The 16,240-nt window shown below is 35.3% G+C and carries 20 protein-coding genes; all 20 read right to left on the bottom strand.

What is annotated here, in order from left to right; translation table 11 throughout:
- Positions 1-55 precede the first annotated feature (55 nt).
- The 20 genes from flhB to fliF all read right to left on the bottom strand — a co-directional run bounded on the left by flhB (position 56) and on the right by fliF (position 16,102).
- Complete coding sequence (gene flhB, locus MHH96_RS15075) at positions 56-1,135, bottom strand: flagellar biosynthesis protein FlhB (protein ID WP_047940016.1); 1,080 nt, start codon at positions 1,133-1,135, stop codon at positions 56-58.
- Positions 1,136-1,915 carry a flagellar biosynthetic protein FliR gene (gene fliR / locus MHH96_RS15070; protein ID WP_047940015.1) on the bottom strand — a complete coding sequence of 260 codons (780 nt, stop codon included), beginning with the start codon at positions 1,913-1,915 and terminating at the stop codon, positions 1,136-1,138.
- A 7-nt stretch (positions 1,916-1,922) separates the two neighbouring features.
- Entirely contained in the window at positions 1,923-2,192 is a 270-nt protein-coding gene (gene fliQ / locus MHH96_RS15065) for a flagellar biosynthesis protein FliQ (protein ID WP_047940014.1), read from the bottom strand.
- A gap of 12 nt (positions 2,193-2,204) precedes the next feature.
- Positions 2,205-2,870 (bottom strand): flagellar type III secretion system pore protein FliP, encoded by a 666-nt coding sequence (fliP, locus tag MHH96_RS15060; protein WP_047940013.1) that lies wholly within the window; start codon positions 2,868-2,870, stop codon positions 2,205-2,207.
- Positions 2,863-3,603, bottom strand: coding sequence for a flagellar biosynthetic protein FliO (locus MHH96_RS15055; RefSeq protein ID WP_053215546.1), 741 nt, complete (start codon positions 3,601-3,603; stop codon positions 2,863-2,865). Before MHH96_RS15055 ends, fliP begins: the two co-directional genes overlap by 8 nt.
- A gap of 24 nt (positions 3,604-3,627) precedes the next feature.
- Positions 3,628-3,990 (bottom strand): response regulator, encoded by a 363-nt coding sequence (locus tag MHH96_RS15050; RefSeq protein ID WP_016201134.1) that lies wholly within the window; start codon positions 3,988-3,990, stop codon positions 3,628-3,630.
- Between the two features lie 21 nt (positions 3,991-4,011).
- Positions 4,012-5,223 carry a flagellar motor switch phosphatase FliY gene (fliY, locus tag MHH96_RS15045; RefSeq protein ID WP_047940012.1) on the bottom strand — a complete coding sequence of 404 codons (1,212 nt, stop codon included), beginning with the start codon at positions 5,221-5,223 and terminating at the stop codon, positions 4,012-4,014.
- Entirely contained in the window at positions 5,213-6,211 is a 999-nt protein-coding gene (gene fliM / locus MHH96_RS15040; RefSeq protein ID WP_047940011.1) for a flagellar motor switch protein FliM, read from the bottom strand. Before fliM ends, fliY begins: the two co-directional genes overlap by 11 nt.
- Positions 6,212-6,242: 31 nt before the next feature.
- Positions 6,243-6,671 carry a flagellar basal body-associated protein FliL gene (gene fliL / locus MHH96_RS15035; protein ID WP_047940010.1) on the bottom strand — a complete coding sequence of 143 codons (429 nt, stop codon included), beginning with the start codon at positions 6,669-6,671 and terminating at the stop codon, positions 6,243-6,245.
- Positions 6,661-6,882 carry a flagellar FlbD family protein gene (locus MHH96_RS15030; protein ID WP_047940009.1) on the bottom strand — a complete coding sequence of 74 codons (222 nt, stop codon included), beginning with the start codon at positions 6,880-6,882 and terminating at the stop codon, positions 6,661-6,663. The genes fliL and MHH96_RS15030 overlap by 11 nt, the downstream gene beginning before the upstream one ends.
- 50 nt (positions 6,883-6,932) lie before the next feature.
- Positions 6,933-7,715, bottom strand: a complete 783-nt coding sequence (gene flgG, locus MHH96_RS15025; RefSeq protein WP_047940272.1) for a flagellar basal body rod protein FlgG — start codon at positions 7,713-7,715, stop codon at positions 6,933-6,935.
- A gap of 75 nt (positions 7,716-7,790) precedes the next feature.
- On the bottom strand, positions 7,791-8,192 hold the full coding sequence (locus MHH96_RS15020) for a TIGR02530 family flagellar biosynthesis protein (protein ID WP_047940008.1): 402 nt from the start codon (positions 8,190-8,192) through the stop codon (positions 7,791-7,793).
- A gap of 11 nt (positions 8,193-8,203) precedes the next feature.
- Complete coding sequence (gene flgD / locus MHH96_RS15015; protein ID WP_047940007.1) at positions 8,204-8,848, bottom strand: flagellar hook assembly protein FlgD; 645 nt, start codon at positions 8,846-8,848, stop codon at positions 8,204-8,206.
- 14 nt (positions 8,849-8,862) lie between these two features.
- The gene (locus MHH96_RS15010) at positions 8,863-10,332 is read right to left on the bottom strand and encodes a flagellar hook-length control protein FliK (protein ID WP_061796689.1); all 1,470 of its coding nucleotides are present in this window, start codon (positions 10,330-10,332) and stop codon (positions 8,863-8,865) included.
- A gap of 31 nt (positions 10,333-10,363) precedes the next feature.
- Positions 10,364-10,960, bottom strand: a complete 597-nt coding sequence (locus tag MHH96_RS15005; RefSeq protein ID WP_047940005.1) for a MotE family protein — start codon at positions 10,958-10,960, stop codon at positions 10,364-10,366.
- Positions 10,961-11,413 (bottom strand): flagellar export protein FliJ, encoded by a 453-nt coding sequence (fliJ, locus tag MHH96_RS15000; RefSeq protein ID WP_047940004.1) that lies wholly within the window; start codon positions 11,411-11,413, stop codon positions 10,961-10,963. It abuts the gene before it with no gap.
- Positions 11,414-11,416: 3 nt separating this feature from the next.
- A complete protein-coding gene (gene fliI, locus MHH96_RS14995) occupies positions 11,417-12,733 on the bottom strand; it encodes a flagellar protein export ATPase FliI (RefSeq protein ID WP_095257548.1) in 1,317 nt (438 codons plus the stop codon).
- On the bottom strand, positions 12,730-13,494 hold the full coding sequence (gene fliH / locus MHH96_RS14990) for a flagellar assembly protein FliH (RefSeq protein ID WP_047940002.1): 765 nt from the start codon (positions 13,492-13,494) through the stop codon (positions 12,730-12,732). Before fliH ends, fliI begins: the two co-directional genes overlap by 4 nt.
- Entirely contained in the window at positions 13,487-14,503 is a 1,017-nt protein-coding gene (gene fliG, locus MHH96_RS14985; protein WP_047940001.1) for a flagellar motor switch protein FliG, read from the bottom strand. The genes fliH and fliG overlap by 8 nt, the downstream gene beginning before the upstream one ends.
- A 12-nt stretch (positions 14,504-14,515) precedes the next feature.
- A complete protein-coding gene (gene fliF / locus MHH96_RS14980) occupies positions 14,516-16,102 on the bottom strand; it encodes a flagellar basal-body MS-ring/collar protein FliF (protein ID WP_047940000.1) in 1,587 nt (528 codons plus the stop codon).
- Between the last annotated feature and the right edge of the window lie 138 nt (positions 16,103-16,240).

Below are 16,240 nucleotides of genomic sequence, written 5' to 3'. Positions count from 1 at the left end.
AAAAAACACATTTATGTCTATAATATTTACAATAATTCCTTTACGAGTAATGCTATTATTTATCTCTAGTTTGGTAGACGAAAGCTAGAATTTCTGCAACAGCCTTATAAAATTCTTCCGGAACTAAATCGCCTATTTCTACTTGGCTGTACATTGCCCTTGCCAATGGTCGATTCTCTACCATGACAACATTATTTTCTTTTGCTACTAATTTTATTTTTTGGGCAACAAAATCGACCCCTTTTGCGACAACATAAGGTGCGTCATACTTATCTTCATCATATTTCAGACAAATCGCATAATGAGTTGGATTCGTAATGACAACATCAGCGGTAGGCACATCCTGCATCATTCTGTGCATTGCCATTTCTCTCTGCTTCTGCTTAATTTTGGACTTTATTAAGGGGTCACCTTCCATGTTTTTATATTCGTCTTTAATATCTTGTTTTGACATCCGAATATTCTTTTCATAGTCATATCGCTGATACATATAATCCATGAGTGCTATCACTAACAGCACAATAGAAGCATAAAGCCCCATCTGCACGGTTAACTTAGCAATTGTAACAGCAATAGAACCAATAGATTTATGAGAGAGGATTAGGATTTCATCCATTTTTCCCCATAGAACGGAAAATACAACAATACCAATCACTGTAATTTTCAACAATGACTTCAGCAATTCTACAATCGAACGAAGTGAAAACAATCTCTTAAATCCCGAAATTGGATTTATTTTTTCTAATTTAAACTTAATTGCTTCCGGAGAGAACAAAACACCGACCTGCATATAATTGGCAATTAGTCCCCCGGCAAGAGCAGCAATTAAAATAGGACTTAATAAAAGTGCTACTTCCTTTACAATATCTAAAAACAAACCTTGTATCGTATTGATTGACAGATTAATGTTTATAAAATCACTAAAGGTATAGGTGAAAAGAGACAGTAACCCATCTAAAAGGTATTCCCCTGTGAAACTTAATACACCAAAAACAACTAAAAGAACAAGCGCTGTATTAACATCCTGACTTTTTGCCACTTGTCCTTTTTTTCTCGTGTCTTGTCTTTTCTTTGGAGTAGCCTTTTCCGTTTTTTCTCCTGCAAAAAACTGAATATCTAATGATAGGAGCTTCATTTAACCAATCCCCCCTATAATGTTCATCATCCCTCTCATCGTTGTAACAATGGAAGAGAACAAATGGGATACAGTGGTCATTAGTACACCCATAACTATAAAGAGAATAATTAGTCCTGCAATAATTTTGATAGGAACACCAACAACAAAAATATTTAATTGAGGGACAGTTCTTGCTACAATCCCTAATCCGACATCTACTAAAAAGATGCTTCCCACAATAGGAATAGACATCTGAAAAGCAATCATAAACATTAAACTGAATGTTTTAATAAGAAACTCTGCTAACTCACCATTTCCAAACTTAATCCAAGGCTGTTCGAGCGGTATAAACTGATAGCTATAATAAATACCGTCTAATAGTAAATGATGACCATTAGATGCTAATAAAAAAAACATAGCGATAATTGTCAAATATTGACCCGTCAGCGGACTTTGAGTTCCTGTTTGAGGATCGATCACATTCGCAATGGCAAATCCCATTTGAAAATCAATAAATCCCCCTGCAATTTGAATAGCAGAAAATAACATATATGCGACAAATCCAATCGAAAGCCCAACTAAAGCTTCTTTGAGAATAAGAAAATAGTAACCTGTATCAATGGTTAATGCAGGTACATCCATTCCCCAAAACATAACTAGCGATAAAAAAAAGCCTAAACCCACTTTAAAAGTCGTAGGTATCGTCCGATAAGAAAAGAAAGGCAGCATTAAAAAGAACGAAGTAACTCGAACAAGGATTAACAAAAATGCTGGAAAATTTGATAAAAGTTCATTCATCATCCTTCTATCCAATAAACCTTGTTAGATTTGAAAATATATCTTTCGTATAAGAAAGCATATGACTCAGCATCCATGATCCAAAAAAAATAAGACCTACAAGAACCGCTACAATTTTTGGGACAAACGCCAAAGTCTGCTCTTGGATTTGTGTTGTTGCTTGAAAAATACTGATGATTAGTCCAACTGCCAACGCAATAATTAACAGTGGACCGCTGATAATTAATACTGTAAGTACGCCTTTCTCAGCTATGGAAATAACCATTTCCTGTGACATTCTTTCACCTTCTTAAAAACTTTCTAACAGTGATTTTACAACTAAATACCAACCATCTACCATAATGAATAATAAAATCTTAAATGGTAAAGAAATCATTACTGGCGGCAGCATCATCATCCCCATCGACATTAAAATACTTGCAACAACCATATCAATAACTAAAAACGGAATAAAGATCATAAATCCGATTTGAAAAGCTGTTTTTAATTCACTAATTGCAAAAGCAGGTACTAACGTCGTTAATGGGATATCCTCAATTGATTCTGGAGTTTCTGCTTTTGAATAATTCAAAAATAATGCTAAATCCTTCTGCCTCGTATGTTTGCTCATAAATTCTTTCAGTGGCAGAGAGGCATTATCATAGGCTTCTTCTAATGTGATTTCTTCATTAAATAATGGTGTTAAAGCTTTATCGTTTACTTCCTGAAAAGTAGGAGCCATAATAAAAAATGTTAAAAATAATGCTAGCCCTACAATGACTTGGTTAGGGGGCATTTGTTGGGTTGCAAGCGCTGTTCTGACAAAGGAAAGAACAATCACTATTCTTGTAAAGCTAGTTAGTAATATGATGATACTAGGTGCTAAAGAAAGGACGGTTAATAATAATAACAATTGAACAGAAGTAGAAACATTACCTGGGTCATTGTTATTAAAAAACTGTATAAACTCATTCATTTTTTTCTGACGATCCTTTCTTTTTCTTCTCTAGTACGTCCATCTTTTCCTTACGTTCACTTGATATTCTTTCTAATTCTTTTGATAAACGGATAGAAAAAGATTCTTTTGTCTTCGGAGCAGAATGACTAGAAGATATTACATTCTTCACCTTTGTCACAATATCGCTTGGTTGTACTAGTTGATCTAATTTTCGATTATATTCTTCTAATATTTCTTTATATTCTTGTTCATCCTCAATCTCTTTGATTAATTGAATACTATCTCCCACACCTACTATTAATAACCGCTTCCCTACTTTTATTAATTGAATGGAGCGATTTGCACCTAACGCTGTACCACCAATATTTTCAATAATTTGCGAGTTTTTATAACCATGATTTCTTTTGTTTATAAAGCGCAAGATAAAATATATTAAGAAAACAACAAATATGGTTGCAAAAATCATCTTAACGAAATCCCAAATAGTAACCCCGAGGGAACGTGATTCATCTGAATTTGTTTCTTCCAAAAGTAAATCAGATTGTTCCTTAGTTTGATTGTCATTTTTAGAATTCTGCTCTGTTTTCATATCTTTCTTCGTATCATCTTCTGCTTTATTCTTTTCTGATTGGTTCTGTAAGATATTATCATATACACTTTTATCAATTTGTTCTGCATAGGCTTGATTTCCAAAGCCTAGCAGAACAATGATGAGCAGTGAACAACGAATTAATAAATTTACTTTATTCACATTCGGCACCCTCTAATTTAATTTTTAGCCTAATGTTTTACTGATAGCTTCCAATACGCGATCTGCCTGGAATGGCTTAACAATAAAATCTTTTGCACCAGCTTGGATTGCATCAATAACCATTGCTTGTTGTCCCATTGCTGAACACATAATAACTTTCGCATTTGGATTAATATTTTTAATTTCTTTTAAGGCAGTAATTCCATCCATTTCTGGCATGGTAATATCCATTGTTACTAGATCTGGTTGTGTTTCTTTATATTTTTCAATTGCTTGCATACCATCGGCAGCTTCTCCTACGATTTCATACCCATTCTTCGATAAAATATCCTTAATCATCATTCGCATAAAAGCGGCGTCATCAACGATTAATATTTTCTGTGCCATATTCCTCAAAACCCCCAAAAATTATTTTAAATTCTTTAATCGATCCTTTTGACTAACAATATCAGTTACACGCACACCGAAATTCTCATCAATTACCACTACTTCCCCTTGTGCAACCAATCGGTTATTTACAAGAATATCAACAGGTTCTCCTGCTAACTTGTCTAATTCAATAATAGAGCCTGAAGACAACTCTAGAATTTCCTTAACAGATCGCTTCGTTCTGCCAAGCTCAACCGTTACTTGTAATGGTATGTCTAGTAGCATATCCAAGTTCTTTGTTTCTGTAACTGTTGAAGTCGGTGTATCAAAACTAGAAAAACCTGCAGGCTGCACATTCGGTGGCGGGCCCTGTGTATGATTTCCTGAACCAAAATATTGCTGCTGAGTCACATTTGCTGGATGAGAACTAGTATTAACAGGATTATTTGCCATTGGATTTGAAACTGTTTGATAATTAGCTGTCGCTTGTGACTCTTGCATTGGTTCTTTTGGCTCATATACTGAATTATAATCCACTTCGGAAATATTGGAAACTTCTTCTTCATTATTATTAGGATTTATTAATCCTTCTACTAACTTTTTCGCAAAAGAAAGCTGTAACACTTGCATGATCTTCGAATCTATTAAATCCCCGATTTTAATTCGAAAAGAAATTTTAGCTAAGACGTCTTCATCCGGAATCGACTCAGTTCCTTCTCCATCATGAATGTTTAAAATATCGATACTTGGTGGAGAAATATCTACTTTTTTGCTAAAAATAGTAGACATGGAAGTTGCAGCAGAGCCCATCATTTGGTTCATCGCTTCTTGCACTGCGCTTAGCTGGATTTCTCCTAACATTTCAGGATTGGCATTTAATCCATCTCCCCCAAGCATCAAATCAGCAATAACAGCTGCATCTGTTTGTTCAATAACAAGTAAATTCATACCCGAAAATCCTTCTGTATAATTAACTCTTATTGCGACATAAGGTTGGGGAAACTCGTCAGACAGCATATTCTTGGATATTACGCTTACGGTAGGTGTCGTAATATCTACTTTCTGATTTAATAACGTAGACAGAGCTGTCGCAGAGCTACCAAAGGATATATTTCCGATTTCTCCTAACGTATCTTTCTCTATATCTGATAAATACTTTTCTACATCCATTTCAGGACTATCATTTGTATCACTATCTCCCCTTAAGAGAGCATCAATTTCATCTTGTGAAAGCATATCCTTACTCACCATCTTCCTTCCCCTCCTCTAAAGTTCCTAAGACTTGAACAGCCATTTTTTTATTTAATTTACCAGGTTGTCCAATAAATTTAGGGATCTCTCCAACTTTAATGATTAAGGGCTGTTGTATCGTTTGATTCATTTCAATAACATCTCCAATGTCCAACATTAAAAAATCCTGGATGGAAATATCAGAAGTACCAAGTTCAGCGACAACCGGCACAATCGATTGCTGAATATTTTCTTCTAAACGAGCAGTAAATTCAGGTAACCTTTCCTTTTTCTCTGCCTGCATCCAGTAATGCCCGGATAGCTTCGGAATAATCGGCTCTAGCACCACATGCGGAATACAAATATTTATCATTCCACTTGTTTCCCCAATCGTAGTACTTAAGGAAATTACTACAACCGTTTCATTAGGAGAAACCATTTGTAAAAACTGTGGATTTACTTCGAATTCAGCAAGACTTGGTTCAATATCCACTAAATCTTCCATTGCCTCTCTAAAATGATCAAAGGCACTTTCGAATGTATTTGACATAATTTTCGTTTCAATTTCTGTCAAATTTTCCACTTTATTTATACTGCTGCCTCTTCCGCCCATCATTCGATCCATCATGGCATAGGCAATATTAGGATTTACTTCCATCAAGATTCTGCCTTCAAGTGGCGGAACATCGAATACATTTAAAATAGTCATTTTCGGAATCGAACGAATGAACTCTTCGTATGGAATTTGATCTGCTGATGTAACAGATATTTGCACATATGTCCTTAATTGTGCTGAGAAAAAAGTTGTTAATAATCTAGCATAATTTTCATGAATTCTTGTTAAACTTCGAATTTGATCCTTCGAAAACCGTAATGCTCTTTTAAAATCATATACCTTAATCTTTTTTTCCTGTTGCTCTTTTTTCAGCTCATCTGCATCCATTTCACCAGATGATAAAGCCGAAAGCAGGGCATCTATTTCATTTTGGGATAAAATATCAGCTGACAAAATTACTCACCTCCATCTATTCTCTTTTATTTTATTGGAGTAGAGAGTTTACAATATAAACTTGGACTACTTTGCCTTCTTGCATCAGTTCATTAATTTTATCCTTAAGATCATTCTCTAATTTAATTTGACCATTTTTCCCTTTTAAATCTTCTGTTTTTTTCTCAGATAATTCTTGAATAATAATATTCTTAACTTGAAAATCTCTCTTTTCTAATTCTTCCTTCGCTTCCTTACTATCTGTCTGAATCTTAAAGGATATTCGGATGAAATTATTAGAAGCTAAATTTGTCGTCATCTCCTCAATATCCACTGAAGATTCCAAGATTTCGTCAATCGAAGGTTCATTTGTCTTTTGCTCGCCAGTAAATTTCCAAATATAAATGAAAGCTCCTGCTCCTGCCAGTGTAATAACTAATAATAAAACGAGCATTATAATAACAACTTTATTATTCTTCATCGTCTTTCTCTCCCACATGTGGTAATCCGAAGAGGTTCACTTTTTGATAAAAATGATTCATTTTCTCTAATACATCCTCTTCACTTTCTTTAACAACAAATTTATTTCCATTTGTTAAAGTTATCGTTGTATCAGGAAAAGATTCGACTGTTTCAATAAATAAAGCATTAAGTAAAAACTTTTTTCCATTTAGTCGAGTTAACTGTATCATTTTTTTATTAGGGGCTAGCCTTACGAATAACCCCTATCCCTCCAATTAAATTATCGTTTTAAATTAACTAATTCTTGAAGAATTTCATCAGAAGTTGTAATGATTTTTGTATTTGCCTGAAAACCTCTTTGAGAAACGATCATATCTGTGAATTCTTCCGATAGGTCAACATTTGACATTTCTAGGTAACTACTATTAACTGATCCAGTACCTGCTTGACCTGGAGTAGATAAAATAGGATCTCCAGAGTTATTAGAAACCTGAAATATATTCCCGCCTACTTTCTCTAACCCTTCTGGATTATTAAACTTCGCAAGTACGATTTGTCCAGCATTTTGTGTTTCTCCGTTTTCATCAACATAAGTAATGGTTCCATCCGTGCCTATGCTATAGCTTTTTGCTGAGGCTGGAATAGTACCTACACCAGACACTTTAAGTCCACTCGACGTAACAATATTTCGGTTTTCATCAAAGTAAAAGTTTCCTGCTCTAGTATAAAATGGATTACCCCCTCCATCTTCTACTACAAAATAGCCTTCACCAGAAATCGCCAAATCAAGCCCTCTGCCTGTATATTGTGTAGGTCCTTGAGTATGAACTGTATCAATTGAAGCTAGCTGAGATCCTAACCCGATTTGCTTTGAATTCGTCCCTCCATTTCCATTTGCAGGGGCAGTTGCACCAGAAACTGTTTGACTAATCAAATCACTGAATGTTGTTCGTCCTTTTTTAAAACCATAAGTATTTACATTTGAGATATTATTCCCAATAACATCTAATTTTGTTTGAAAGTTTTTCATTCCACTTATCCCTGAATATAATGAACGTAACATTTGTTTATAATCTCCCTTCGAATAAACTGCCTCTATCACTCAGCAGTTATCGGCCTCCATTTTTGGTCCAGCCTCTTAATTCATTATGATTGTTCCATTAATATTGGTAAAAATATGGTCTGTCACTTCTTCACGATCCATTGCCGTGATTACTGTATTATTTTTTGCACTTACAATTAAGGCAGCGTTATTTAACAGTACTAGAGATTCCTTTATGCCCATTTTCTTTGCCTCGGTAACCTTTTCCTCGATTGCCTTCCATTTAGCAGCATCTATCTTAATTCCTCGTTGTTGAAGCCTTTCATTAGCATGTTTACTAATGTTCAATGTGTTTAAAGAAGAAATAGACTGTTGTAAATGAGTAGAAAAGGATGTAATGTTTTGTGCTTTATGCACTGCAGCCTTTGATTTAATCGCATCTATACCGTTCTTAATAGCAGCATGTGATTTTATGGAAGGATAAACTTGCTTATCCATTTAATCACTTCCTATTCAATTTTTATAATTTGTCCTGAAGTAATTTTCGTTTCTGCATCATCACCTAATGTTAGTTGTATTTGTCCATTTTTTAATGACACAGATAGAACTTTATTACTTACTTCTTTCTCTTTATCATCCAAATAAGAAACTTTTTTTCCAATTAATTGGCTTGCTAGTACAAGATTATTTTCCGAATTATTTCTACTCATACTTGAGATGTTAGCAGGCATAACCTTTGTTCCATCTTCCAATGTGAAAATCACACTATCTTCAGAATAAGCAATAGAACTTATTTTTCCAGTACCAGAATATGTTTTGTCGTTCCCAGCTTTATCAGTTTCTACTTTGCTCCAATTTACTTCTTGACCAATAAATTGTCCGTATGAGATAAGGTTCGACTGAGTTTGCAGCGAGATTAAATTAGTCATCGCAGTATTTAAATTTTGCATTTGTTCCAAGCTTGAAAACTGTGCCATTTGTGCGATAAACTCTTTATCATCCATCGGACTTGTTGGATCTTGGTTTTGTAGTTGTGTAATTAAAATTTTCAAGAAATCATCTTTTCCTAGCGATGAGCTGCCTGTGGAAGTATTAGATTTCGTTTTCTGGTATTCTGATAAAGAGAGAGAAGGGTCATTTATTGTATTTGCCATCGGTACTTGCTCCTCTATACTTCAAAATTTAATAACTCCTCAAAAAAAGAAGCTTTTCGTTTATCCTCTTCATCATCTGCATCTTTCTTGTCTCTTTGCGGATGTGGCTGCTGTTGTTCTTGCTGCTGTTGCTGTTCTCTTTGCAGCCTCTCTTGTGGGTGTGAAGAAACAACAATATCTATTTTATCTACTTGCAAATTCTGTGCGGATAATCCATGTTTCAAACTAGTAAGTTGTTTGTCTAATACGTCTTTCGCCTCAGTATTTGCAGTAATAATTCGGGCAATCATATTTCCTTCATTTTGAGTAATCTCAATTCGAATAGATCCTAAATGATCAGGTGCCAACCGCATGGAAAGCTTCTGTATGTCTCCAGTTTTTATAAACGTACTTTTAGCTAATAATTTAGCAAATTGATCTTCAACATTTTTAGGAGCGGCCAGCTCACCAGAATCAGTTAATAACGTGAGTGGGTGCTGCTTAAAGATGTTATTTTGTATAGTTGAAATTACTTTTGAATCAGTATCTCCATGACTTACTTGGGCAGTTTTTTTTACTTCTGTACTTGAAAGGGTATTTTCCTCAGATTTTCTTAAGAAACTAACCATTACTGGATTGATTACTTTTTGTACAGCTACTGTTTTTTTCTCATTAGTCTGCATATCTATTTTTGATAGAATAGAAGAAATAATAGATTTCAATTCCGAATTAATTTCAATCGTGTTAGCTTCTCTAAAAAGAATATTTTTATTTTCTTGTGATGCAAAATTTTGCATTGCAGTTTGTTTTGTATCAACTGCAGGAAATCTGTATTTCTCTCTTTCGCCCCACAATTTTTCCATCTTTTGTGAATCATTTTTCATCATATTAGAGCCGTCCTGCTCTAAGAACTGCTTTAATGAAATCATAAACCCTTGCAAATATTCTATGGATTCAGTAACTTTTTCTTCAATAGACTTATCCGGTAATTCCTTTACTGTCCGTTCCAGTAATTTCAAATCAGTAAGCAAGGTAGATAATTCAGTATCCTTAAACATATCAGGCTCTAATTTCATATTAATTGCTATCTTTAATTCGTGAGCTATCTTATTCTCTAGATTCACAAATAACTCAGCTAACTTAGCAGCCATATTGGATTCATCTATATCTACTATCCCTTCGCCTTGAGAAAATTGTTGGTAATTAGCCAATAAATATTCAAGATTTATTTGGATTTGATCAGCATCTATTCCCGTAACCATTGTTTCTGTATCAATCTTTTGTTGGAGATTTCCATCTTCAGAAGAGCTGGACAATATGGCTAAAAGCTGATTTATATCTTCTTTATAGTTAGTATTTGTTTGCGCAGGACTACTGTGCTGATAAGTCGTTTTTAAGTCATTTATCAAAGATAAAAACTTTCCATCTACTTTTCCTCTTACTTTCCCTTGAGCGCCGCTTGTCGATTCGATTTTCTTTAATGAATTAGTCAGCTCTAGTTGCAATTTTTCACCCCCTTTCAAGCGAATTTAAATTTTAATGATTTGCTGTTGCTGATTTCGATAGCAGCTCTGTATATTTTGAAGCGACAGAAGGCTCCATTTTCTCTAATACCGAAGCAAGTTTTGCTGGTTTAAGTTCACCTAAAATTTTCATTGCTTCCTTTTCGCTCATTTCTGATAAAATAGCTGCTGCATTTTTCGGGGACATTGTTTCATATGTTTTGACAATCTCATCTACCGCTTTCTTTGTTTCCTCTTGGGCTGATTGGAGCGACTGTAGCTCGCTCTGCAGCTTTTCTTTTTCTGAATTAGCAGATTGAAATCTATTTTCACTATTTTCTAATTGTGACTCCAGTGACTTTATTTCTTTATCTCGTTCTTTTAGCTTTGTTTGTAAAGAGCTAATTGTATTTTTATTATTTTCTAGTAATTTATCGGTAGATTTTTTTTCTTCACTCAGAAAAGGAATTGCATTTAATAACTCTTTTCCTTTCTCTGCAACATCTGCTCCTGAATACATAAGCAAAAGAACAAGAACAATAATTGCAAATATTGTCGGAATAACTGCAACCATAAGAATTCGTTGAAAAAAATTAAATGGCTTCTTTTTTTCTTCCCATGAATTTTCCATTTAGCCACCTACCTTTTCATGTTGCATGTATTGTTGAAGGGAAATATCATCCATTTGCTTGGCCTCTTCTGCTCTTGCTATTGCCAAATAATTCGAATGGTCTTTTTCCTTTATTTTCACAAATTTTTTTACTTCCATGTTTTTTTCAAGCATTTTCTCTTGAAAATAGACCATTGAATTTCGGGCATTGTGCACCATCTTTTGTGCATGTTCAATTGTTTTTTCTAAATTGCCCACGAAATGCTGATGGTGTCTAATCTCTTGAACCGATAATCCGGACATCATTTTTTCTGCTTGATATGCTTCCAGATCTTCCTTTCTTTTCAACAGCTCATAAAGATTTTCAGCTGCCTCTTCAAATCTGTTTACTGATTGATTATAAGCAGAGCTTGCTTCTTCTTTTTCTCTTTCGCGAATCGTTAAAATTTTTTCGAATTTAAATTGATAGCTCATCTTTTATCCCTCTGTTCCAACTAAAGTTAATAAGGAATGAAGGCTCTCCTCAATTGAAACCTTTTCGTCTGTTTCCTGCTTTATATAAGATAGGATGCTAGGATATAACCTCATTGCTGTATCAATCTCTTTAGAAGAACCCTTTTTATAAGCACCTATATTGATTAAATCTTCCGAATTCATATAAGTACTCAAAAGATCTCGTAATCGCTCGGCTGCTTTTACATGTTCTTTTGAGACAATATGATTCATCACACGGCTTACACTTTTTAAGACATTCACAGCAGGATATTGCCCTTTATTGGCAAGTGCTCGGTCTAAGACATAATGCCCATCTAAAATCCCGCGTACGGTATCTGCAATCGGTTCATTCATATCATCCCCATCAACCAACACGGTATAAAAGGCTGTTATACTTCCAAATTCGTTCGTTCCCGTTCTTTCTAGGAGTTTTGGTAAGATAGCAAATACAGAAGGGGTATATCCTTTTGTCGTCGGCGGTTCGCCAATAGCTAGTCCTACTTCTCTTTGTGCCATTGCAACCCGAGTAACAGAATCCATCATTAACATGACATTTAATCCTTTGTCTCGAAAATATTCAGCAATAGCAGTAGCTGTATATGCACCCTTGATTCTCATTAAAGCTGGCTGATCAGATGTTGCAACAACAACTATCGATCGCTTCAGCCCCTCTGGCCCTAAGTCCCGTTCAATAAATTCTCGTACTTCTCTACCGCGTTCCCCTATCAGGGCAATCACATTTAAATCTGCTTTCGTATTTCTTGCAATCATCCCTAGCAATGTACTTTTCCCAACACCACTACCTGCAAAAATCCCAAGTCTTTGTCCAGTGCCAACTGTTAAAAGTCCATCAATTAATCGAACTCCTACTTCCATCGACTGGGAAATTGGTGGTCTTGTCATTGGATTAGGAGGCTCTTGGTCAATTGGAACAGACTTTAACCCTTTTGGTAACATCGATCCGTCTAAAGGCATTCCTAATGCATCCACAGCAGTGCCTATTAATCCTGGACCCACCTTAATTTCTAATGGCTCAGAAGACGCTTCTACTAAACAGCCTGGTGATATATCTTGGACAGTTGTATATGGCATTAAAATGATATTTCCCTCGTTAAATCCTACAACTTCTGCCTTGATAATTCGTTTATGCTTTGTACCAATGTGGATATTACATACATCACCGATAGAGCTTTCAGGTCCTTGTGATTCAATCATTAACCCTACAACTTTTTTCACACGGCCATATTGCTTATAAGTGTCAATGGACGAAATCGAGCTTAGTAACTCTCGTGCTTTCACCCTTCTTCACTCTCCAATATTTCAAGTAACTTACTTTTAATCATAAGCAATTGCGTATCAACACTTGCATCTAAACGCCCATTTGCCGTTTCGATAATACAAGCATTTTCATCAATCGTTTCATCAGGAAAAATGAAAAGATTTGGCTTTATCGGGAATAGTTGTAACAATTCCTCTTTTTCTGCTACTAGCATTTCATAATGGATAGGACTAACATGTAACTGTATTTCCTTCTGTTTCCTTACTTCTTTTAAAGCATTTTGTACAAGATAAAGGAAATTTTCTTCCTCTTCCTTTATCTTGTTATTCATAATTTTTTCAGCAACTTCAATCGCGAGCTCCAAAATAGTAGTTTCGGCAGATTGTAAGTATTTTTCGTAATCCTCTTTTGATGCTGTTACTGTGTCTTTCGCTTGTTGAATAAAACTTAGCATTTCGTTATATCCAACATTTTGACCTTCTTCGTAACCTGCTTGAAAACCATTTTTCCTCGCTTCTTCTATTAAACTTGCTTTTTCTATATCCCAGTTCTGTCTTTCTTCCGAAAGCTGTATGCGTATAAGTTCGGCTTCTTCCAATGCTTGGGCTTTCAACTCTTCTGCTTCTTCCCATGCTGACTCTACTATCCTGTTGTACTCGGCTTGTGTAACTTCCCTAGAAAGATCCATCTCCGTATTGAAGGTATCTATATATTTAATCGAAATAACCTTCTCTGTAGCAGTCTCTGGCTTTGAGTATCTTGACTTTATTAATCTAGACAATGATATCATCTCCTCCGCCACGGGCAACTACGATTTCGCCAGCGTCCTCAAGACGTCTGATAATCCCAACAATTCTTGATTGTGCTTCTTCTACATCCTTCAAGCGTACAGGTCCCATAAATTCCATCTCTTCTTTAAAGGACTCAGCCATTCTAGTAGACATGTTGCCATAAACAATCTCTTTCACTTCATCTCCAGATACCTTAAGTGCAAGCATAAGATCTTCATTTTCACAATCACGAATAATTCTTTGAATTGCTCTATTATCCAATGTAACGATATCTTCAAAGACAAACATTCTCTTTTTAATTTCTTCTGCTAATTCTGGATCTTGGATTTCGAGTGCGTCTAAAATAGTGCGTTCTGTTGCTCTATCGACTCCATTTAGTACTTCAACTACCGCTTCAATACCACCAGTTTGTGTATAATCTTGCGTAACAGTGCTCGATAATTTTCTTTCTAATATTTGCTCGACTTCGTTAATAATTTCTGGTGAAGTACTGTCCATTACAGCAATTCTTCTTGCAATATCAGCTTGCACTTCCTGTGGAAGCTCAGACAAGATGAGACCTGCCTGAGTGGGATCCAAGTAAGATAAAATTAGAGCAATTGTCTGTGGATGTTCATTTTGAATAAAATTTAATATTTGGTTCGGCTCTGCTTTTCTGGCAAAATCAAAAGGTCTTACTTGCAGGGAAGAAGTAAGCCTATTTAAAATAATGGATGCTTGTTCTGCTCCAAGAGCCTTTTCTAAGACCGTTTTTGCATATCCTATACCACCTTGAGAAATATAGTCTTGAGCAAGTGCGATATTATGAAATTCTTCTAAAACACTTTCTTTAGAAGTATTCTCTACCTTTCTAACTCCTGATATTTCTAAAGATAGTTTCTCAATTTCTTCCTCACTTAAATGCTTATAAACCGAAGCTGCAACATCAGGACCTAGCGATATAAGGAGAATGGCAGCTTTCTGTTTTCCAGTTAACTCATTTGATTCTTTTCTTGCCATCTACATCACCCCTTAATCTTCCGTAATCCATGTACGAAGTAATTTTGCAAATTCCTCTGGTTTTTCTTTAGCCATTTTTTCAAGCTGTTTTCGTCTTATTGTTCCTTCTGATTCTTGTTGTTCCTCATTAATATCTGCTACTGAAGTAACTGGCTGAATAATTTCTTCTACTTCTTCTTCCTGTTTTTTCTTTCTCGCTCTCATAACGAAGAAGATTAATAGAATAATAACTGCAAGTAAACCTCCTCCAACGGCATAAATCCACCACGGGATTGATGTTTGAGCAACCTCTGTTGCTTGTTTTTTACCTTTAAATGGTTGAACAGACACAGCAATCTTACTTTGGATATCCTCATCTGTTAGTTCTCCGCCTGTTGATGTTTTATCTATCGAAGTTCTAACAATTGTCCCCAATATGTTAGAGATATCATCAATACTTTCCTGTGGTAAGGAAGTAGTATCATTTGCATCAGGCGGCTCTACCATTACTTGAATACCTAAATCACGAATTTTATAGGGACTTTCCACAATTTGTTTTTTTATACGATTAACTTCACTATTAACGGTTTGTTCGACTTTTTCATAGTCGCCATTTCCCGATCCTGTTTCTGTATTATAAGTAGTTACATCGGCATCGTCTTCTGCCTGTACAACTCCACCGGCAGCATTTTCACCGGTATATGTTTCTGTAATATTTTGTGCACTTATTTCAATTCCCGCCATATTTTCTTCATCAACTGGCGTAACTAGGTTTTCTTCTCGGTTTTCTTGGGTAAAGTCTATATCAGCAGTAACTGACACTACAACTTTATCTGGTCCCATTAACGTCCCTAGCATTGTTTGAACCTGTCTTTGAATATCACGTTCAATCTGCTTTTTCACATTGTTTTGCGCAGTAAAAGTATCTGTCGCAGAATTATCTGAAGAATTTAAGTCAAAATACTCAAAATCTTGATTAGTAATGACGATATTATCTGTAGGAAGGTTTGGTACACTTTTGGACACGAGTGTATATAACCCTTTTATTTGATTTTCAGAGAAGTTATAGCCAGGCTTTGTATTTAATACAATCGATGCTGTAGCTTCTCCCCCTTGATCTGAAACAAATACACTTTCTTCTGGTAATGTAATAACAACATTGGCATCATTAATTCCTTCCACACTCTTTATTAAATTAGCAATTTCTGTCTGCAGGGCATCTAATTTTAAGACATTAAATTCGTTATCTGTCATACCAAAGCTCGCATTCTGACTAAAAAAGGAATAATCAATGCTACCGGACTTTGGAATTCCTTCTGCTGCAAGTTGTACTTTTAATGTATCGACTACTTCCTCTGGAACACTAATCACGGTACCGCCACCTGATATTTCAGAAGTTACCCCTTTACTATCTAGACTCTCTTTAATAGCTCCCGTTTCAGAAGGTGTTAAATTACTGTATAGCGGCACTAACGTTACTCTTGTGAAAAAATAAGTCGCAAACACAGCAAATAGAATAAGCAAAAGTCCGCTGCCCGTTATAACAGTCTTTTGCTTTTTAGAACGACTTTGCCAAAACTCTTTTAAAGGATTAAATATTTTATTTAGATTCTCTTTCATTTTCTTCCCCCGGCTACCGTAATTTGTTTAGGTATAAACCGCCCATCTTTTATATTAACTGTCTTCTCTTTAACGGCATGGACACTTAATTGCCTAAAGCAGAGAAGCACCTTCGTTTTCTTGTAAAAAGTAACCATT

Source organism: Niallia sp. FSL K6-0212 (assembly GCF_038007605.1).
In the GTDB taxonomy this organism is placed as follows: domain Bacteria; phylum Bacillota; class Bacilli; order Bacillales; family Cytobacillaceae; genus Niallia; species Niallia circulans.
Note: the sequence above shows the minus strand (reverse complement) of the source record. Positions and strands in the feature narration are given on the sequence as shown.

Excerpts from the sequence above, each read along its gene's own strand:
- flhB (WP_047940016.1), bottom strand. The coding sequence starts at position 1,135 with ATGAAGCTCCTATCATTAGATATTCAGTTTTTTGCAGGAGAAAAAACG.
- fliR (WP_047940015.1), bottom strand. The coding sequence starts at position 1,915 with ATGAATGAACTTTTATCAAATTTTCCAGCATTTTTGTTAATCCTTGTT.
- fliQ (WP_047940014.1), bottom strand. The coding sequence starts at position 2,192 with ATGTCACAGGAAATGGTTATTTCCATAGCTGAGAAAGGCGTACTTACA.
- fliP (WP_047940013.1), bottom strand. The coding sequence starts at position 2,870 with ATGAATGAGTTTATACAGTTTTTTAATAACAATGACCCAGGTAATGTT.
- MHH96_RS15050 (WP_016201134.1), bottom strand. The coding sequence starts at position 3,990 with ATGGCACAGAAAATATTAATCGTTGATGACGCCGCTTTTATGCGAATG.
- fliY (WP_047940012.1), bottom strand. The coding sequence starts at position 5,223 with ATGGTGAGTAAGGATATGCTTTCACAAGATGAAATTGATGCTCTCTTA.
- fliL (WP_047940010.1), bottom strand. The coding sequence starts at position 6,671 with ATGAAGAATAATAAAGTTGTTATTATAATGCTCGTTTTATTATTAGTT.
- MHH96_RS15030 (WP_047940009.1), bottom strand. The coding sequence starts at position 6,882 with ATGATACAGTTAACTCGACTAAATGGAAAAAAGTTTTTACTTAATGCT.
- flgG (WP_047940272.1), bottom strand. The coding sequence starts at position 7,715 with ATGTTACGTTCATTATATTCAGGGATAAGTGGAATGAAAAACTTTCAA.
- MHH96_RS15020 (WP_047940008.1), bottom strand. The coding sequence starts at position 8,192 with ATGGATAAGCAAGTTTATCCTTCCATAAAATCACATGCTGCTATTAAG.
- flgD (WP_047940007.1), bottom strand. The coding sequence starts at position 8,848 with ATGGCAAATACAATAAATGACCCTTCTCTCTCTTTATCAGAATACCAG.
- MHH96_RS15005 (WP_047940005.1), bottom strand. The coding sequence starts at position 10,960 with ATGGAAAATTCATGGGAAGAAAAAAAGAAGCCATTTAATTTTTTTCAA.
- fliJ (WP_047940004.1), bottom strand. The coding sequence starts at position 11,413 with ATGAGCTATCAATTTAAATTCGAAAAAATTTTAACGATTCGCGAAAGA.
- fliG (WP_047940001.1), bottom strand. The coding sequence starts at position 14,503 with ATGGCAAGAAAAGAATCAAATGAGTTAACTGGAAAACAGAAAGCTGCC.
- fliF (WP_047940000.1), bottom strand. The coding sequence starts at position 16,102 with ATGAAAGAGAATCTAAATAAAATATTTAATCCTTTAAAAGAGTTTTGG.